The sequence below is a fragment of the Hamadaea sp. genome, assembly GCF_013362815.1.
Taxonomy (GTDB): Bacteria; Actinomycetota; Actinomycetes; order Mycobacteriales; family Micromonosporaceae; genus Hamadaea.
The window spans coordinates 18,551-35,842 of the sequence record NZ_JABFVK010000066.1 but is presented as its reverse complement, the minus strand read 5'-3'; the positions used below and the strand labels follow the sequence as shown (position 1 = coordinate 35,842).

The window sequence follows — 17,292 nt, the reverse complement described above, 5'->3', positions numbered from 1 at the left end:
GCCATGCCGCCGTAGCCGAGCAGCTCGCCGACCTGGTATCTGCCACCCAGCAGCCGGGCCTGCGTCATCTCGTCCGTCGTCCTTCGCTCGTCGGCGCCAGGACCAATGATCCTGCTCGGGCCGAGTCAGCTTGCCAAATGTTTGCCTGTCTTGTCACGTTCGCGACAGTGAATGTGTGAGCGGCACCACTCGCCGTCGTGTTCCGGGTGACGGTGTACCCGATGAACGCAGCAATGGCCACGATGGCAGCCATAGCCAGAAAAACCAACAAAATCATCCAAAAGGTACGCCAGCCCCCGCTACTGGGAGCCTGAGGGGCAGCGTACCCCGGAGCAGTGCGCGGACCGGTCGCGACACCGGTGGCACCCATCGCTGAGACTGGTGCCGGAGCTGCCGGAACGCTCACCCGGGCGGCCGGGCGCACTGGTTGACCTGGCTGACCGGGTACGCGTTGCGGCTGGCCGGTGCCGACCGGCGAGCCGACGCCGCCGCCCGTCACGGGGCGGGCCGGCGGGCGACCCGGCGACGATGGAGCGGGCGAATACGGCACCGGCGAGACCGGGGCGCTCGGCGACACCGGGCGGCCGGACTGCTCGCTGCTGAGTACCGCGGCGGCCTGCCGGGACGCGGCGGCGAAGATCGCAGCACTGGGCCAGCGAGCCGACGGATCCTTGGCCATCGCCCGTTCCACGATGGCGCGGACGGCGGGCGGAACGTCGGGCGGCAGCGCCGGCGGATTCATCCGTACGTGTTTCATCGCGATCTCGATCGGGTTGTCCCCGTCGAACGGCCGCCGCCCCGACAGACACTGGTACGCCACGACACCGAGCGAGTAGATGTCGGAAGCAGTTGTCGCCGTCTGCCCCGAAGCCTGCTCCGGCGCCAGGTAAGACGCCGTGCCGAGCACCGCCCCCGCCGCCGTCAGCTGGGAGGCGACCGCCGACCGGGCGATGCCGAAGTCGGTGAGGACCAGGGTGCCGTTCGCGCGTACCAGCAGATTGCCGGGTTTGACGTCGCGATGCACGATCCCCTTGAGATGCGCGGCCTCCAGAGCCTCCGCGGCCTGGGCGATGAGAGCCATGGTCCGCGCCGGCGTGAGCCGCCCGACGCGCGCGAGGGTACGCGAGAGCGCGTCTCCCTCCACGTACTCCATCACGAGATAAGCCACCTGCTGGTCGCTGCCGTAGTCGTAGATGTCGACGACGCCCGGGTGGTTGATGGTTGCCATGGTGCGCGCCTCCAGCCGGAAGCGCTCCGAGAATCCGGGCTCCTCCAGGAGCGCCGGAAGCAGAATCTTGATCGCGACGGTACGCCCGAGCGTCTCGTCGGTCCCCCGCCATACGTCGCCCATGCCACCGGTGGCGATCCGCTCGTCGAGCCGATACCGCCCACTCAGCAGCGTCCCTGGGGACACCATCACTTACCTCCCCGGTCGGCGATGACGGCCTTCATGACCTGTCCGCCGATGCGTGCGGCCTCGCCGCTACCCCCCGAACCGGCGTTCGCGAGCAGCACGGCCACCGCCACCAGGGGCTTGCCGTCCTTCATCGCGAAGCCGATGAACCAGCCGTGATCTTTCGCGTTCTCGGCGTTCTGCGCCGTGCCGGTCTTCCCGCCGACGACGTAGCCGTCGATCTGCGCCTTCTTGCCTGTGCCGTTCTCCACGACGCTGACCATCATCGCCTGGAGGCTCTGCGCGACGCTCGATGAGCAGACGTCCCGCAGCTTGTGCGGTGCGGCGATGCCGTAGGAGGTGGTGCGGTCCGGGCCGAGCAACTGCTGAATCAGATAGGGCTGCATCTGAACTCCGCCGTTGGCAACCGTTGCCGCCATGAGCGCCGCCTGCATCGGGGTGACTCGAGCATCGGCCTGCCCGATCGCCGTCTGCGCGATGATCGGCTGGTCCGGGCCGCCGCTGTCGGTGGTCAGCCGGCCCACCTGACTCGGCGCGACCAGGATCCCGTTGTCCTTGCCGAGCTGCCCGACCCGCAGGCTGTCGTCGCCGAAGCCGAAGGCCTCCGCGGTGTCGGTGATGGCCTGCGGACCGAGGGCCACGCCCAGCTGGGCGAACCCGGTGTTGCACGACTCGGTGAGCGCCTCGATCAAGGTGACCTGCGCCTCCGGGCAGATCGACGGGGCCGCGTTCTTGATCGCGTGGGTCGTGCCGGGCGCGGTGTAGGACGAGCCGGCCGGGATCGAGGTGTTCATCGTGTAGCCACGCTCGAGGGCGGCCGCCGAGTCGATCACCTTGAAGATCGAGCCCGGGGCGTACGTCTCCTTGACGGCCCGGTTGAGCAGCGGCTGGCTCGGATCGGCGGCCAGTCGGTCGTACGCCCGGTTGGCCGCCGTGGTGTCGTGGCCGACCAGCACGTTCGGGTCATAGCTCGGCGTCGAGACCATGGCGAGGACGGCACCGGTGGTGGGATCGAGCGCGACGACCGACCCGACCTTGGCGTTGTTGGCGTTGTTCAGCAGTTCCTTGTACGCGGTCTGCTGCGCCCGCAAGGACAGCGTCGTGACGACGTTGCCGCCCGGTGTCTTCTCGTTCGACCAGAGATCCCGCAGCCGGTCGGCGAACAGCTGGTCGCTCGTCCCGGCGAGGAACTCGTTCTCGATGTACTCGATGCCGGTCGCCTCGCCGTTGACCGGCTTGTAGCCGATGACGTGGGCGAACTCCGCCTTGTACGGATACACGCGGAGGAACTTCAGGTTGTCGTCGGTGGAGTTCGACTGTGCACCGGGCTTGCCGCTGACCTCGATCACGCCGCGCTGCCGGTCGTACTCGGCGACCTGGACCCGGCCGTTGTACTGGCTGGTCCGATAGTCGTTGGCCTTGTGCCATTGGACGAAGTTCAGGTTCGCGAAGAGCAGGCCGAAGAGGACCATCGCGACCACTCCGACGCGGCGTAGTGGGGCGTTCACGGGTTCTCCTTCGGGCGAGACGGCGAGTCGATCATTTCCGTCTCGGCGTTCGGATCGACGTCACCGCCGATGATCGGCTGCTCGGCCGTACCGGGCAGAGGGGCGGGCACGCCGGGTGAGACGGCCGGAGGGGCGCTCGGGGTTCCCGGTGTCGGCTGCGGAGTCGGAGCGTTGCGGCGGGTGCCGGCGGGAGCGGCCGCCGTGCCGACCGGTGCGCGACCGGGTGGCGGCGTCGAGGCCGGTGGCCGGATCATGCCGCCCGGCGCTCCCAGCGGTGCTCGGGCGGCGTCGGAGACCCGGAGCAGGATCGCGACCAGCAACCAGTTCGCCATCAGCGAGGAACCACCGGCGGACAGGAAGGGCGTGGTCTGGCCGGTGAGGGGGATCAACCGGCTCACCCCGCCGACGATGACGAACACCTGCAAACCCAGGGTGAACGCCAGGCCACCGGCGAGCAGCTTGCCGAAGGAGTCCCGTACGCCGAGCGCCGCCTTCAGGCCGCGGACCACGATGAGCAGATAGAGGCAGAGCAGCGCGGTGAGCCCGATCAGGCCGATCTCCTCGCCCATCCCGGCGAAGACGAAGTCGTTGTGCACTTCGGGGACCTGCCCCGGCGACCCGGCGCCGGGCCCGGTGCCGAACAGCCCGCCGGTGCCCAGCCCGAGCAGGGACTGCACGAGTTGGTAGCCCTCGTTGTAGGCCCGGTCCCCGCTGAACGGGTCGAGCCAGATGTTGGCCCGGTCGTAGAAGTTCGCGAACGGCCCGCCGATCAGCTTGCCGAGGAAGTACGCCAGGAACGCGCCGCCGAAGAACAGGATCAGACCGATGAGCAGCCAGCTGACCCGTTCCGTCGCGATGTAGAGCATCACGATGAACAGGCCGAAGTAGAGCAACGCGGTGCCGAGGTCCTTCTCGAAGACGAGGACGACCAGGCTGAGTACCCAGACGGCGAGGATCGGGCCGAGGTCGCGACCACGCGGGAAGTCGATGCCGAGCACCCGCTTGCTGGCCAGCGCCAGCACCTCCCGTTTGCGCACCAGATAGTACGCGAAGAAGGAGGCGAGCATCAGCTTGGCGAACTCACCGGGCTGGATCGAGAACGAGCCGACCTTGATCCACAGCTTGGCCCCGTTGACCTCGGAGAACCGCCTCGGGAGGATGGCCGGGAGCATCATCAGGATGATGCCGACGAAGCCGAGGGTCCAGGCGTACCGGGAGATCGTCCGGTGGTCGGTGAGGAACCACAGCAGCACCGCCGCCATGGTCACCGCGATCGCCGTCCAGAGCAGCTGACGGCCGCCCTCGCCGGCCAGGATCGAGTAGTCCGCCCGCTCGCCCGTCTTCACGCCGCCCAGATCCAGCCGCCGCAGGAACACGACGCCGAGACTGTTGAGGGTGGCCACCACCGGCAGGATCACCGGATCGGCGTACGGCGCGCGCAGCCGGATGACGAGGTGCATCCCGCCGTAGATCACGCCGAGAATGCCGGCCGGCACCCAGAAGTCCGGCGTGATCGTGCCGAGGAGGTTCGCCTCGGCCGCCGCCAGGTACCCGACGACCACGATCATGCCCAGGACCAGCAGGATCAGCTCGGTCCGGCGGGCCCGGCGCGCGCGCTTCCCCGCCGCCGGGGGCGCGGCGACGGGCGGGGAGACGGCGGCAGCGGTCACAGCATCCTCACGGTGGGAGTTCTACGAGCGGCAGGGGGCCGGACTCAGCGCGCCGTCGTTCGGAGTGGGGGAAGTGGTGGCCACGGCGGTCGCGGTCGCACCCGTGGTGGGTCCGGCCGAGGCCGACGCGCCCGCCGACGGAACGGCGGACGGACTGCAGATCGGCAGCAGGTTGGGGTTCGTCGGGCTGTCGCTGGTGAGACCGACGAGGATCTGCTGAGCCTCGGTCTCGGTCGCCGCGGCGATCCCCTTGCGTACGCGATCCTGGGCGACCTGGGTCAGCGCGTCGACCTTCACCTGGCTCTGCGTGTCCACGTCGGACAGGCTCAGCCCGGCGATCGACCCCGGTACGCCCTTGAACACGGCCACGTAGCCGTCCTCGGTGACGCCGACGTAGAACTGCGACTGGGTGTAGTGCCACCCGGCGTACAAGAAGCCGCCGAGTATGCCCACCAGCACGACCAGGATGCCGACGGTGAGCCAGGGCCGCCGACGCGGCCGGGACTCCTCGTCGGCGGAGTTCTGCGGCTCGGCCGGAGCGGCCGGGCGGGGAGCGGTGCTGGCGGTCAGCGACGCCGCCCGGGCAGCCGGAGTCGACTCGCCGGTGGGGCTGTCGTTGCCCCGGTCACGGGCGGCCGCACCGCCAACCACCGGCGCGTCCTCGACGATGTCCTCGTCGTGGGCGTCGGCGATGATCACGGTGATGTTGTCCGGGCCGCCGCCGCGCAGAGCCAGGGCGATGAGCCGGTCGACGCACTGCGACGGGTCGACGTACTCGCGCAGGGTCTCCCCGATGGTCTCCGCGCTGACCACTCCGGACAACCCGTCCGAGCAGATCAGGTAGCGGTCACCCGGCAGGACTTGGCGCACCGAGTACTCGGGTTCGACGTCCCGGCCGTCCATGGCCCGGGTCAGCAGGGAACGCTGCGGATGGCTGGAGGCCTCCTCGGCGGAGATGCGGCCCTCGTCGACCAGCATCTGCACGTAGGTGTCGTCCTTGGTGATCTGCGCGAACTCGTTGTCGCGCAACTGGTACGCCCGCGAGTCACCGATGTGGACCAGGCCCATCTTGGAGCCGGAGAAGAGCATCGCGGTGAGCGTCGTGCCCATCCCCTCCAGGTGGGGATTGGCGTCGACCGTGTCGCGAAGCTGCTGGTTGGCGGCTTCGACGGCGCCGCGGAGGGCGTCCACCAGGGCATCGCCCGGGACGTCCTCGTCGAGCGGGGCCATCGCGCCGATGACGATGTTGCTCGCGACGTCACCGGCGGCCATGCCGCCCATGCCGTCGGCGACGGCGAGCAGCCGCGGCCCGGCGTAGACGGAATCCTGGTTGCCGTCTCGGATCAGGCCGCGGTCGCTGCGGGCCGCGTAGCGCAGGGTGAGGGTCATGGTCGCAACTCGAGGGCAGTGCGGCCGATCCTGATCGGCACGCCAAGGGGTACGGGGGTAGGACCGGTCACCTTGTTCCGGTCCAGATAAGTGCCGTTTGTCGAGCCCAGATCTTCGATGAACCACTGGCCGTTCCGCGGAACCAGCCGCGCGTGCCGGGCGGAAGCGTAGTCGTCGGTGATGACGAGCGTCGAGTCCTCCGCCCGTCCGATCGTGATCTGCGCCTCGCCCAGCGTGAGGCGGGTGCCCGCGAGGGCACCGGCCGTCACCACGAGCTGATGCGCGGCGCGGCCCTTTTTGACCTTGGCCGGTCGCGACTGTCCCGCCGCCGCTGCGCCCACCCCGCGGGGCGCAGCGACGAGCCGGGACGCGCGCGCCCCGGCGAAGAGATCCCGGCGGATGACGCCCACCACCGTGAACACGAAGATCCACAGCAGGATGAGGAAGCCGAACCGGGCGGCGGCGAGAACGAATTCCGGCACGGCCGCTAGCCGTCCACGCGGAAGGTCAGCGTGGTCGTGCCGATCTGGATCATGTCACCCGGGTTGAGAGCCACGGCCGAGATGCGCTGGCCGTTGACCATCGTGCCGTTCGTCGACCCGAGGTCGGTCAGGACGACCTGACCGCCGTCGTAGTCGAGCCGGGCGTGCCGGCGCGAGATGCCGACGTCGGGCAGGCGCAGGTTCGCCTGGTCGCCGCGGCCGATCACGGTGGAGCCGATGGCCACCGGGTAGGTCCGGCCGTCGGCCGACACCAGCCGCACGTTGCGGGTCCCGGTCGGCGGCGGGCCGTAGCCACCCTGGTCATAGCCCTGCTGGTCATAGCCCTGGTACGCCGGCGGCGGCGCGTCGTAGGCGGGCTCGGCGTAGCCACCGCCCGGGTCGGCGCCGGTGAAGACCTCGGCGGTCACCCGGAACATCCCGGTGTCCAGCCCGTCACCGCGCTCGATCTCCACGATCACGTCGCCGTAGACGGTCCAGGCCTGTTCTCCGATGAACTCGGCCTGCGACTGCGCCAGCTCTTGCGCCAGAGCAGCCGCGTACGGCGCCAGGCGGCTGTGATCGTAGGGCGAGAGATCGATCACATAGCGATTGGGCACCAGCGTGCGGCCGCCCGCAAGGATCGCCTTGTGGGCTTCGGCCTCCCGCTGCATGGCGTTCAGGATCTCCACGGGATGGACGACACCTTTGAACACCTTCGCGAAGGCGCCCTCCACCAGGCCTTCCAGCCTCTTCTCAAAGCGTTGCAGCACGCTCACCGGTCCTCCTCGGGTTCCGAGGACATGATGCTATCCGCCCGCCACCCGTCACGTCTGCGCCCCAATCCACCCTGCCCTCACCGACCGGCCGATTCGGCCGCCCCGAGATCGCCGTGCTAATCTTCTTCCCGCGCCGCCACCAGGCCCAAACGGTGAATTATCGCCGTTGGCTCTGCTTATGGAACAACCTGGTTGGCGGTGACAGTATGCATAGCGTAAGCTGTGCCGACTGTTCACTTCCGGGGAAGTGGCGGAATGGCAGACGCGCACGGTTCAGGTCCGTGTGCCCGAAAGGGCGTGAGGGTTCAACTCCCTCCTTCCCCACCGTTGAAAAGGCGTTGAGCTGCGGCTCAGCGCCTTTTTCGTAGGTCGGGCACCGGGTCGGCAACCCGACAGCGGTACTTTGTCAATGAATCCCGGCCGGTTGCCCGTGCCTGCTCCGCGGCTATGCTGTCCGGTGTCCCCGTGCCCCGAAGACGCAGGCCAGGAGTGTTTACGGTGAGTGTTGCACTGGTTACCGGTTCGGCCGGGCTGATCGGGTCCGAGGCCGCCAGGCACTTCGCCCAGCTCGGCCTGCAGGTCGTCGGTATCGACAACGACCTGCGCAAGTACTTCTTCGGCGACGACGGCTCGACCGCGTGGAGCCTGGTCCGGCTGACCAGCGAGTTGGGCGACTCCTACACGCACTACGACGTGGACATCCGCGACCGCGAGCTGCTCGCCAAGATCTTCGAGCGCTACGGCAGCGACATCTCCCTCGTCATCCACACCGCCGCGCAGCCGTCCCACGACTGGGCGGCCAAGGAGCCGTTCACCGACTTCGACGTCAACGCGGTGGGCACGCTGAACGTCCTGGAGTTCACCCGGCAGCACAGCCCGGAAGCCGCCTTCATCTTCTGCTCGACCAACAAGGTCTACGGCGACACCCCCAACCGGCTTCCCCTGGTCGAGTTGGAGACCCGCTGGGAGCTCGACCCGAGCCATCCGTTCTACGCCGAGGGCATCCCCGAGGAGATGTCGATCGACGGAAGCCTGCATTCCATCTTCGGCGTGTCGAAGGTCGCCGCCGACGTGGCCGTCCAGGAATACGGGCGGTACTTCGGGATGAAGACCGCCTGCTTCCGCGGCGGGACGCTCACCGGACCGGCCCACTCGGCGGCGGAGTTGCACGGCTTCCTCGCGTACCTCATGCGGTGTGTCATGGAGGGCCGGACGTACAACCTCTACGGCTACAAGGGCAAGATGGTCCGCGACGCCATCCACTCGCACGACGTGCTGACCGCGTTCGAGGCCTTCTTCCGGGCTCCCCGCAGCGGCGAGGTCTACAACCTCGGCGGCGGCCGGTTCTCCAACACCTCGCACATCGAGGCGTTCCAGATCGCCCAGGAGATCACCGGCAACGAGGCTCAGATCAATTACGTGGAGCAGGCCCGCATCGGCGACCACCAGTGGTACGTCAGCGACATGTCCCGCTTCCGCAGCCATTACCCGGAGTGGCGGATGTCCTACGACGTTCCGGCGATCCTGCGCGAGATCTACGAGGCCAACGCCGACAAGTGGACCCGTTCGTGACCTCGGCGACGACGGTGGGTACGCGCAAACGCAGCGTCCTCGGCGTACTGGTCGACGCGACCGACTATGCGGAGGCAACGGACCGCATCATCGCGGCCGCCGAGCAGGGCCGGCCGATGGCGGTCACGGCACTCGCCGTGCACGGCGTGATGGAGGGCGTACACGATCCCGCTTTGGGCGCCCGGCTCAACAGCTTCGACCTCGTGACGCCGGACGGCCAGCCGGTCCGATGGGCGCTCAACCTGCTGCACGGCGCGCGACTGAGCGACCGTGTCTACGGGCCTACGCTCACGTTGCGCGTCTTGGAGCGGGCCGCCACCGCCGGGTTGCCGGTCTACCTGTACGGCTCGACGCAACCGACGCTCGACCGGCTGGTCCCCGCGTTACAGGGGATGTTTCCGGCGCTGAAGTTCGCCGGGATCGAGTCCTCGAAGTTCCGGGCCGTCGAGCCGGGCGAGGCCGAGCAAATCGCCGGACGCATCACCTCGTCGGGCGCACGGATCGTCCTCGTCGGCCTCGGCTGCCCACGCCAGGAGAACTTCGCCCACGCGTTGCGGCCGCACCTGGCGATGCCGCTGCTCGCCGTCGGGGCGGCCTTCGACTACCACGCGGGCGAGCTGCGGAAGCCGCCGTCGTGGATGCAGCGCTACGGCCTGGAGTGGCTGTGGCGGCTCGGACTGGAGCCCAAGCGCCTGTGGCGGCGTTATCTGCTGCTCAACCCGGAGTACCTCGCCCGGCTGAGCGCGCAGCGGATCGGGCTGTGGAAGGCCACTCCGCCCGCTCCGACCGAGCAGCCCATCCCGACGTTCCCCGTCTAGCGCCGACTACGCGCGGACGTAGAGCAGCTCGAGGATCGCCCGCGCCGCCTCGAACCAGCGGTTCAGCCACTCCGGTGAAGGCGCGGCACCCTTCGGCGGCAGTTCCATGAGCAGCCCGCGCAGCAGCGGGTGATCGGCCAGCCCGGTCTCTTCCAGCCAGTTCGGCGGTGGGAAGACGGGCTCGTCCAGGCCCAGCCCGATCGGCGCACCGCTGTCGAGTGGTCGGGCGTCGTCCACATCGACCGCCTCGGCCGGCGTCCACCGGCCCGGCGTCGGCGACGGCTGTTCCATCCCGTTCACCTGGTTCGGCGGCAGTCCGGCCGGAGTGAGCTGGAAACCCGGAAGCTGGCCCATGAGGCGCTCGGGCGTCGGTGCGGCGCCGGCGTTCTCCTGGCTTATCGTCACGGTCACACTCCTCGAGCCGACGGGCGTACCCGCAAAAAACTGCTGGTCACGCGGCGGGTCGCCACAGATCGCGACCCCACTTTCTGATACAACGAGGCGGAATGGGCCAAGCGACGGTTTCCCCGCGCCTGTACGCACGGCCGTGCTCGTTTTCACTGCCCTGCGGGAGTCGGCGTGGCTGATCCACGTAACACTTCGGCCCAGTGCCGAAACTGCGGCTGCGATGCCGTCACCACTGTGGACGCCACCGTGGGGCACGTCTCGGTGCCGGCCGCGCGGACCGGCGAACCCGACTCGCTCCGCCCGGTACGGCGTACACGCGACGAACTGGACGCGATGGGCGACGAGGAGACGTGGCTCTGGCGGCTCGTCGACGAGGCTGATCGCGTCTTCGCAGCCGCACCCGAACCACCGCCCGCCGACCGGCTCGCCGAGGCCGAACGGCAGTACTCGCTGGCGACCGCGTTCGAGGAACGCATCCACCTGCAGATCCGCGCCGCCCAGACCGCGCTGGCGAGCCCGCTGTCCTGGCTACGGCCGTCGCATCGGGCCGCGCTTGTTCGGCAGCTCAAGCGGGATCGCGCCACCGCGGTGATCGCGGCCGTCCAACGTCGACGGGCGGCGGAAGTCCGCGCCCGGTTGCGCTCGGCGACCGCCAAGCGCGCCGGTTATCTCGCCGAGCACCAGGTCACGCTGGCCGCCGGCCGCAACGCCCGGTCCGAGCTGGTCAAGCTCATCGACGAGCTGATCGAGGGGTACGCGAGCCTGACGGATCAGCCCGCCTGGTTCCGATACGGCATCGGTTCTCCCACGAGTACGCCGAATTGGCTGACCGCGGCCCGGCAGGCGGTCGCGAAACGACGCCGGTCGCAGCTCGACGAGATCATCCCGCGCGAACTCGCCTGACGGACAGCGGTACGCCGATCAGCCCCGACGCTTCCGGCTGAGTAGCGGCAAGAGTAAAGCCGTCCGGCCGCCCGGCGTACCGGACGATCGGACGGCTTGCGCCGAGCGGGCCGCTTCAGCCGGTCGCGACCGCCGACGCGTGGCGCACTGCCGGACGGACGTGAGCTCCGGCCACCGTTCGATCCTGGAGGTTCGTGCGGGCGCGGTGCCCGGTGCCGATCCCGGCACCGGTGCCGGCCGGGTTCTGGCGGACCTGACGCAATCCGTTGCCCTGCACGAAGATCGATCGGCGTTCGACGGCGTCACCTGCGGCGTTGAGCTGGTAGCCGTCGAGCCAGAGCCAGCCGTCGTAAGTCGGCCAGTCGTGCACCCGGATGACCCGGAAGAAGATGGGCGTCGCGAACTGGACGCTCGCGTCGCGGGTGACGTGAAGGATGTCGCCGGCCTTCGGTGTCACGATGCCCTCCCGGGAGTCGTTCGCCTCATCTGAGTCGTTAACGAAGTAACGGCCATGCGCCGAAACGGCACAAGGCGTGACGATCACGCCAGACGTTACGTCGTGTTGATCACGATGAGTGCCCGATTTCCCACTCACTGTGCACCATCAGGAAGATCAATGCAAGTTGCACGGTGAAGATTGTCACTCTGCTGGGTATGACCGGATGTCCGTTCATGATCGGGTAGTCGGTTTGTCGGACCCTATGTGCGCGTTCGGACACTTGAAGTGCGGTTTCATAGCGGGCAGACTCCGGACAATGGGGAGGTTGTCCCTGCTCAAGGGCGTACCGTACGCCGACTATGTACCCGTCGCGGAGGTGCGCCGTGACCATCGACCGTAAAAGCCCGACCGTCCGAAGACGACGTTTGGGCGCTGAGCTGCGTAATCGTCGCGAGCGCGCGGGGTACTCATTGGAGTACGTCGCCGAGCAACTGGAGTGCTCGCAGTCAAAGATCTCCCGGATAGAGACCGGCCACACGTCGGTGAATGTCCGCGATGTCCGGGACCTACTCACCATCTACGGTGCCGCCGAGGCTGAGATCCAGGAGTTGATCGAGCTCGCCCGGGAAGCCCGCCAGAAGGCTTGGTGGCACCCTTTCAGTCAGGTTCTTTCCAGCGCCTATGTGGGCCTGGAGGCCGAAGCGGTCCGCGTCCGGACCTATGAGCAGCAGCTGGTCCCGGGTCTGCTCCAGACGGAGGCGTACGCGCGGGCCACCATGGGCATCCTGCCCGGCCGGAGTGACGAAGAAATCTCCTCCCGGGTGCGTGTCCGGATGCAGCGTCAATCGTTGCTGGACCAGGAAGACTCCTTCCACCTATGGGTTGTGCTCGACGAGGCCGCCGTGAGCCGGCCAGTCGGAGGCGACGAGGTCATGTGCGACCAGTTGCGGCAGTTGGTCGTCGCCGGCAACCGGCCTAACGTGACACTTCAGCTGCTTCCGTTTGAAATCGGTTCACACGCGGGAATGGATGGGACTTTCGCCATCCTCGACTTCCGCGAACCAGGTGACCGCTCCGTGGTCTTCGCGGAGAACGCCACCGGAGGCCTCTTCATCGACAAACGGGACGAGCTGGAGAGGTACAAGAATCTCTTCGAGCACATCCATACGGCGGCGCTCGGACCGGAGCAGTCCGCCGAGAGGATTCAGCAGCTAGTAGAGGAGCCATTGTGGAGATCGAGACAAAGGGGTTTCGCGTCGACCTGAGCAATGCGGTCTGGCGCAAGAGCACCCGTAGTAGTCCCAGCTGCGACAACTGTGTCGAAGTCGCGTTCGTCGGAGGCGCCATCGCCGTGCGCGACTCCAAGAACCGCGACGGCGGCACCCTGGTCTTCACCCCCGGCGAGTGGGATGCCTTCGTCGCCGGGACGAAGGACGGGGAGTTCGACCTCTAGGTCAGCCCGGCAGACCCCGCAGGTGAACGACCCACCTGCGGGGTCTCGTCAGGTGACGGTGACGGCGGCTCCCCGGGACCGGATCACCTTCGCCGTACGCCGACCGCTGGCTGCGCACTCCACCGCGAGTGGACCCTTTCCGCGTACGCACGACGAGACGAGCAGAACGCGCGAAGGCCCCGAGCCGAGCCGCATGTAGACGGGCAGCGCCTCGGCGGTGACGATGCGGAACCGGCCCGGCTCCGTCTCGGCGAAGGTGAAGCGGGAGATCACTCCGTCGTGAGTGTCCGCCGAGAAGCTCTGGGTGCTGACGAGGTTGCCGTGCCCGTAGGCCACCCATTCACCGCCGATCTGCTCGAACGGCTGCACGACGTGGGCGTGGTGGCCGAGGATCAGGTCGATGTCGGGCGAGGCCAGGAGCGTACGTGCGATGGAGGCCTGCTGCGCGGTCGCGGCGTGCTGGTACTCCGTACCCCAGTGCAGGGACACGATGACGACCTCGGCGCCTCGCTGCTTGGCGGTACGCGCGTCGGCGAGGATGACAGCGGGCTTGATGAGGTTGGCCGCCCACTCCTTGCCTTTCGGCCGAGTGATGCCGTTGAACCCGAAGGCGTAGGAGAGCTGCGCGACGCGTACGCCGGCGACGGTGAGCATGGTCGTCGCCGAGTGCTCCTTCGCCGTTCGGGCGGTTCCGGCGTGCGCCAGCCCGGCCGCGTCGAGGGCGTCGAGCGTACGCCGGATGCCGTCGAGCCCCGCGTCCAGGCTGTGGTTGGACGCGGTCGAGCAGGTGTCGAACCCGGCGTCCTTGAGCGCCGGCACCACCTGGGGCGGAACCTGGAACACGGGAAACCCGGTGAACGGACCGCCCGGTCGGCCCAACGGGGTCTCCAGGTGGCAGACGGCGAGGTCGGCCCCGGCGATCACCGGCTTGATCCCCGCGAACAAGGGCCGGAAGTCAAGTCCGTGGCCGTGCCCGTCCGACCGCGCCTGGGCCCAGAGTCCCTGATGCAGCAGGACGTCGCCGGTGCCGACCACGGTGAACCGGCGCGGTTGCCAGGCGGACTCCGCCGGGTTCGCCGGAGCGGCCACCGCCGGGCGGGTCAGCGTCGTGCCGATGGTGGGTGGCACCGCAGACGGCGTCGAGGACGCGGCGGCCCGCGGCGGGGCGGGATGGGCCACGGCGAGCGTGGAGAACAGCGAGGCGACTCCGATGATCGTCGACAGCACGAAGGCTTCGTGCCGAAGGCGTGGCTTCATGTCCCCGAGATGCACACAGTGGACTATGGAGTTGCCGCGATGCCGCGCCTAGGTCCGATCGGCGCTACTCGACCGGCCAGGTGTGCACCGGTGCGTTCGATCTGGACAGCTCGGCGTACTGGGCGAGCATGTGCCGCAACGCTTCCGGCCGGTCCGACCCACGCCGTTCGGCCGCCCGGACGGTGTCGACCTGCCACGTCGCCCCGGTACGCCCGCTGAGGCACCGCTGCTCGATGATGCCCAGCAGATGGTTACTGACCGCGGCGTCCACCCCGAAACCGTCGAGTCCTTCGGCCGCGTTGGCGAGCATGACGTCCAGCAGAAGGTCGGTGGCGCGTACTTCGCCGACGCCGGGCCAGAACACGGGAGCCGCGATGCCCCGCCGGGCGGCCGCATGGAAGTTGTCCTCGGCGGCGCTGAAGCTGAGTTGCGTCCAAATGGGACGATCCTGCTCGGCGTGGTAGCGGACGAGGCCGTAGTAGAGCGCCGCGTTGGCCATCATGTCCACGATGGTCGGCCCGGCCGGCATCACTCGGTTCTCCACCCGCAGGTGAGGCCGGCCGTTCATGATGTCGTAGACCGGCCGGTTCCAGCGGTAGATGGTGCCGTTGTGCAGGCGCAGTTCGCCCAGCCGCGGTACGCCGCCGGATCGCAGGATCTCCAGCGGGTCCTCGTCGTCGCAGATCGGCAGCAGCGGCGGGAAGTAGCGGACGTTCTCCTCGAAGAGGTCGAAGATCGAGGTGATCCAGCGCTCCCCGAACCACACCCGGGGGCGTACGCCCTGCGCCCGCAGCTCGTCCGGACGCGTGTCGGTGGCCTGCTTGAACAACGCGATCCGGGTCTCGTGCCACAGCTGGTGGCCGAACAGGTACGGCGAGTTGGCTCCGGCCGCCAATTGGAAGGCGACGATCGACTGCGCGGCGTTCCAGTAGTTCGCGAACTTCTCCGGGGAGACCTGCAGATGAAACTGGAGACTGGTGCACGCCGCCTCGGGCGCGATCGACTCCGTGTCGATCTTCAGGTGGTCGACGCCCCGGATGTCCAGCGTGATGTGCTCGCCCCGGGCGTTGAGAATCTGCTCGTTGAGTACGCGATAGCGCGGATTGGTGGAGAGGTTGTCGAGAATCGCGTGCTCGGCTGTCAGCGTCGGCAGGATGCCGATGAGCACCAGGCTGGCGTCGTGCCCAGCCGCCTTCGCGTCGGTGCGAGCCAGTGTCTCCAGCAGCCGCTTCTCGTACTGGGCCAGCCCGTCCCCGCCGATCAGCTGTGGCGGCACGTTGAGTTCGAGGTTGAACTGGCCGAGCTCGGGCTGGAAGGTGGGATCGGCCAGGTCTTCGAGGATGCCGAGATTGCGCATCGCCGGTTCGTGGCGGCCGTCGACGAGGTTGATCTCGATCTCGAGGCCCGTCGTCGGAGCGTCGGCGTCGAACGCGAAGTCGTCCAGCATCAGAGCGAAGGTGTCGAGACATCGTCGGACCTTCTGCCGGTACCGCATTCGATCCGCGCTCGTGAACGTCCCGTCCGAGACGTCCTTGCCCATATGCCCTCCCCGGCTCTCGGTCTGCAGCTGTGGGTAACCGAGTCGTTGCAATGAGCTTCCAGCCTAAGGGGTTCCCAACAGGGTGGTATCGGACGCTAGGACCATTGCCAGATTTCCCCTCGCTTTTGACAGGCAGAAGTGGCGGCAGAACCCGCTGTCACAGCGAGCGGACCCCGCGATATCCCAACAAAATGGACAGATCATCGAGCGCGGCGTTGGTAGCGTTTGCCGCAGATCCGGTCGCACGGGGGCGACCCACCCTGGGGGGGTCGGCATGACGGTTGCTCGTCGGACACCAGGGCGACCGGCGTAGCGATCTCATGCCGTGTCGTTTGGCGCGAGCGGGGGAACGGGACACGTTCGGGGGCCCTGCTCGCGCCAAATACCCAGCGCCACATCCGGCACCTCAGGCGCTCGGCTCCTCCGGCTTCGCAGATTTCTCCGGCTTTTCCGCCACCGTCGCCCGGCCCGTCGCGGGACGGGGGCGACGCTTGTTCCGCGGAGTGGGAATCGCCGGTGACGCCGGCTCCTCGGCCGGCTTCTCGCCTTCTTCCACCGGCTTCAGCTTGGGCGTGTAGATCTGCCCGGTCGCGGGCTCGACCAGGGGCGCACCCGGGGCGGTCGGAGCCGACGCCGCGGGTTCGGCCGAAGTCGAAGTCGCCGGTCGAGCCGCCGTCAGTACGGCGGCCAGCACCGAACCCGCCAGGCCCGCGATGACAGCGTACGGCGCGATCAGGAGGGCGGAGACCTGTTCGGCCGGTGCGCCGGCCAGCCGGGGCGCGGCAAGCACCGAGGCCGCAGCCAGCAGCACCGGGCCCACCACACCGGACAGCGCCACGGCCGCCCGCGAGTCGCCCCGCCGCCCAGCCGGCCACGCGGCGAGCAGGCCGATCAGAAAGGTCGCGCCGAGCATGAGGATCGCGCCCGGCAAGTAGATCGACTGCCACCAGCCGCTGCCGGGCAGATCCAGGGCCACCGCCTCGACGTCGCTCACCGACTCGACCTGAGTGAACCGCCAGACCCCGAGCTGCGTCGGGACCAGGCCCCGGCCACCCGCGACGGCGTCGACCACCGCCAGCACGGCCACGAGCCACCACCAGGACGCCGTGGCGATCAGGTTCGCGGCCGCCGCTCGGACGGACAGCACCACGATCGCCAGCACCAGGCCGATCAGCGCGCCCGCGGCCGCGTACCAGCCGACGACCCAGGCCGGCGCGAAAGTCACTGCGGTGGAGACCTCTCGGGCCGGCAACGCGGTCAGCGGGACGACGGCCAGCCCGCCGAGAGCTGCGGCGCAGGCGACCGAGGCCCGCCACAGACCGCGGGCCCACGGCGTCGTGTCCACAGTGGTGGTACGCCGATAGGCGGTGAGTGCGGCCCCGGCGACGGACAGTGCGGCGACCCAGACGGTCCAGGCGAGCGCAGCCGCCCATCCGGCGGTGTCGCCGAGCCACCCGATGATTCCCAAGCCGTAGCCGACTCCGAGTTGCGCGGCGCCGATTCCGGCCGCCATCCCGGCCGCGACGGCGACCGATCCGGTCCAGCCTCGTGCGGACATCGTCTCGTCCTCCCGCGAGGTATCAGTGGGGGGCAGACTATCGCTGACTCCGTACCGCCGCGACATGTGTCAACTTGGTGTCAGTTAGGCCTGCGCACGGGCCTG

At 68.7% G+C, this 17,292-nt stretch carries 15 protein-coding genes, 1 tRNA gene and 1 pseudogene; 6 read left to right on the top strand and 11 right to left on the bottom strand.

The window, feature by feature from the left end:
• Positions 1-64: 64 nt before the first annotated feature.
• The 6 genes and pseudogenes from HOV77_RS27240 to HOV77_RS27215 form a co-directional block, all read right to left on the bottom strand.
• On the bottom strand, positions 65-1,417 hold the full coding sequence (locus HOV77_RS27240; protein ID WP_290866524.1) for a serine/threonine protein kinase: 1,353 nt from the start codon (positions 1,415-1,417) through the stop codon (positions 65-67).
• A complete protein-coding gene (locus tag HOV77_RS27235; protein WP_290866522.1) occupies positions 1,417-2,922 on the bottom strand; it encodes a penicillin-binding protein 2 in 1,506 nt (501 codons plus the stop codon). Before HOV77_RS27235 ends, HOV77_RS27240 begins: the two co-directional genes overlap by 1 nt.
• A 269-nt stretch (positions 2,923-3,191) precedes the next feature.
• Positions 3,192-4,490, bottom strand: a pseudogene (locus tag HOV77_RS27230) (FtsW/RodA/SpoVE family cell cycle protein); the annotation flags it as partial.
• 123 nt (positions 4,491-4,613) lie between these two features.
• Positions 4,614-5,981: a PP2C family serine/threonine-protein phosphatase gene (locus tag HOV77_RS27225; protein WP_290866519.1), complete on the bottom strand. Its 1,368-nt coding sequence runs from the start codon at positions 5,979-5,981 to the stop codon at positions 4,614-4,616.
• Complete coding sequence (locus tag HOV77_RS27220) at positions 5,978-6,463, bottom strand: FHA domain-containing protein (protein ID WP_290866517.1); 486 nt, start codon at positions 6,461-6,463, stop codon at positions 5,978-5,980. The genes HOV77_RS27225 and HOV77_RS27220 overlap by 4 nt, the downstream gene beginning before the upstream one ends.
• Before the next feature lie 5 nt (positions 6,464-6,468).
• Positions 6,469-7,239, bottom strand: coding sequence for a DUF3662 and FHA domain-containing protein (locus HOV77_RS27215; protein WP_363261036.1), 771 nt, complete (start codon positions 7,237-7,239; stop codon positions 6,469-6,471).
• 241 nt (positions 7,240-7,480) lie between these two features.
• On the opposite strand from HOV77_RS27215, the gene HOV77_RS27210 reads away from it, so the two are divergent.
• From HOV77_RS27210 to HOV77_RS27200, 3 genes are all read left to right on the top strand, one after another.
• Positions 7,481-7,563: transfer RNA gene (locus HOV77_RS27210), tRNA-Leu, on the top strand.
• A gap of 123 nt (positions 7,564-7,686) precedes the next feature.
• On the top strand, positions 7,687-8,811 hold the full coding sequence (locus HOV77_RS27205; protein ID WP_290866515.1) for an NAD-dependent epimerase/dehydratase family protein: 1,125 nt from the start codon (positions 7,687-7,689) through the stop codon (positions 8,809-8,811).
• On the top strand, positions 8,808-9,629 hold the full coding sequence (locus HOV77_RS27200; RefSeq protein ID WP_290866512.1) for a WecB/TagA/CpsF family glycosyltransferase: 822 nt from the start codon (positions 8,808-8,810) through the stop codon (positions 9,627-9,629). The genes HOV77_RS27205 and HOV77_RS27200 overlap by 4 nt, the downstream gene beginning before the upstream one ends.
• A 6-nt stretch (positions 9,630-9,635) precedes the next feature.
• Here HOV77_RS27200 and HOV77_RS27195 read toward each other — a convergent pair whose 3' ends face one another.
• Positions 9,636-10,034, bottom strand: coding sequence for a hypothetical protein (locus HOV77_RS27195; RefSeq protein WP_290866534.1), 399 nt, complete (start codon positions 10,032-10,034; stop codon positions 9,636-9,638).
• 174 nt (positions 10,035-10,208) lie between these two features.
• Here HOV77_RS27195 and HOV77_RS27190 point away from each other — a divergent pair, with 174 nt between their 5' ends.
• Positions 10,209-10,940, top strand: a complete 732-nt coding sequence (locus HOV77_RS27190; protein WP_290866510.1) for a hypothetical protein — start codon at positions 10,209-10,211, stop codon at positions 10,938-10,940.
• 115 nt (positions 10,941-11,055) lie between these two features.
• On the opposite strand, the gene HOV77_RS27185 is transcribed toward HOV77_RS27190, so the two are convergent.
• Complete coding sequence (locus HOV77_RS27185) at positions 11,056-11,397, bottom strand: hypothetical protein (RefSeq protein WP_290866507.1); 342 nt, start codon at positions 11,395-11,397, stop codon at positions 11,056-11,058.
• 371 nt (positions 11,398-11,768) lie between these two features.
• On the opposite strand from HOV77_RS27185, the gene HOV77_RS27180 reads away from it, so the two are divergent.
• Positions 11,769-12,644 (top strand): helix-turn-helix transcriptional regulator, encoded by an 876-nt coding sequence (locus HOV77_RS27180; protein WP_290866532.1) that lies wholly within the window; start codon positions 11,769-11,771, stop codon positions 12,642-12,644.
• The gene (locus HOV77_RS27175; RefSeq protein ID WP_290866529.1) at positions 12,614-12,832 is read left to right on the top strand and encodes a DUF397 domain-containing protein; all 219 of its coding nucleotides are present in this window, start codon (positions 12,614-12,616) and stop codon (positions 12,830-12,832) included. The genes HOV77_RS27180 and HOV77_RS27175 overlap by 31 nt, the downstream gene beginning before the upstream one ends.
• Before the next feature lie 48 nt (positions 12,833-12,880).
• Here the strand turns inward: HOV77_RS27175 and HOV77_RS27170 are convergent, their stop codons facing one another.
• The 3 genes from HOV77_RS27170 to HOV77_RS27160 all read right to left on the bottom strand — a co-directional run bounded on the left by HOV77_RS27170 (position 12,881) and on the right by HOV77_RS27160 (position 17,187).
• On the bottom strand, positions 12,881-14,089 hold the full coding sequence (locus HOV77_RS27170) for a CapA family protein (protein ID WP_290866505.1): 1,209 nt from the start codon (positions 14,087-14,089) through the stop codon (positions 12,881-12,883).
• Positions 14,090-14,153: 64 nt separating this feature from the next.
• The gene (locus tag HOV77_RS27165; protein WP_290866503.1) at positions 14,154-15,629 is read right to left on the bottom strand and encodes a glutamate--cysteine ligase; all 1,476 of its coding nucleotides are present in this window, start codon (positions 15,627-15,629) and stop codon (positions 14,154-14,156) included.
• Between the two features lie 406 nt (positions 15,630-16,035).
• Complete coding sequence (locus HOV77_RS27160) at positions 16,036-17,187, bottom strand: hypothetical protein (RefSeq protein WP_290866500.1); 1,152 nt, start codon at positions 17,185-17,187, stop codon at positions 16,036-16,038.
• Between the last annotated feature and the right edge of the window lie 105 nt (positions 17,188-17,292).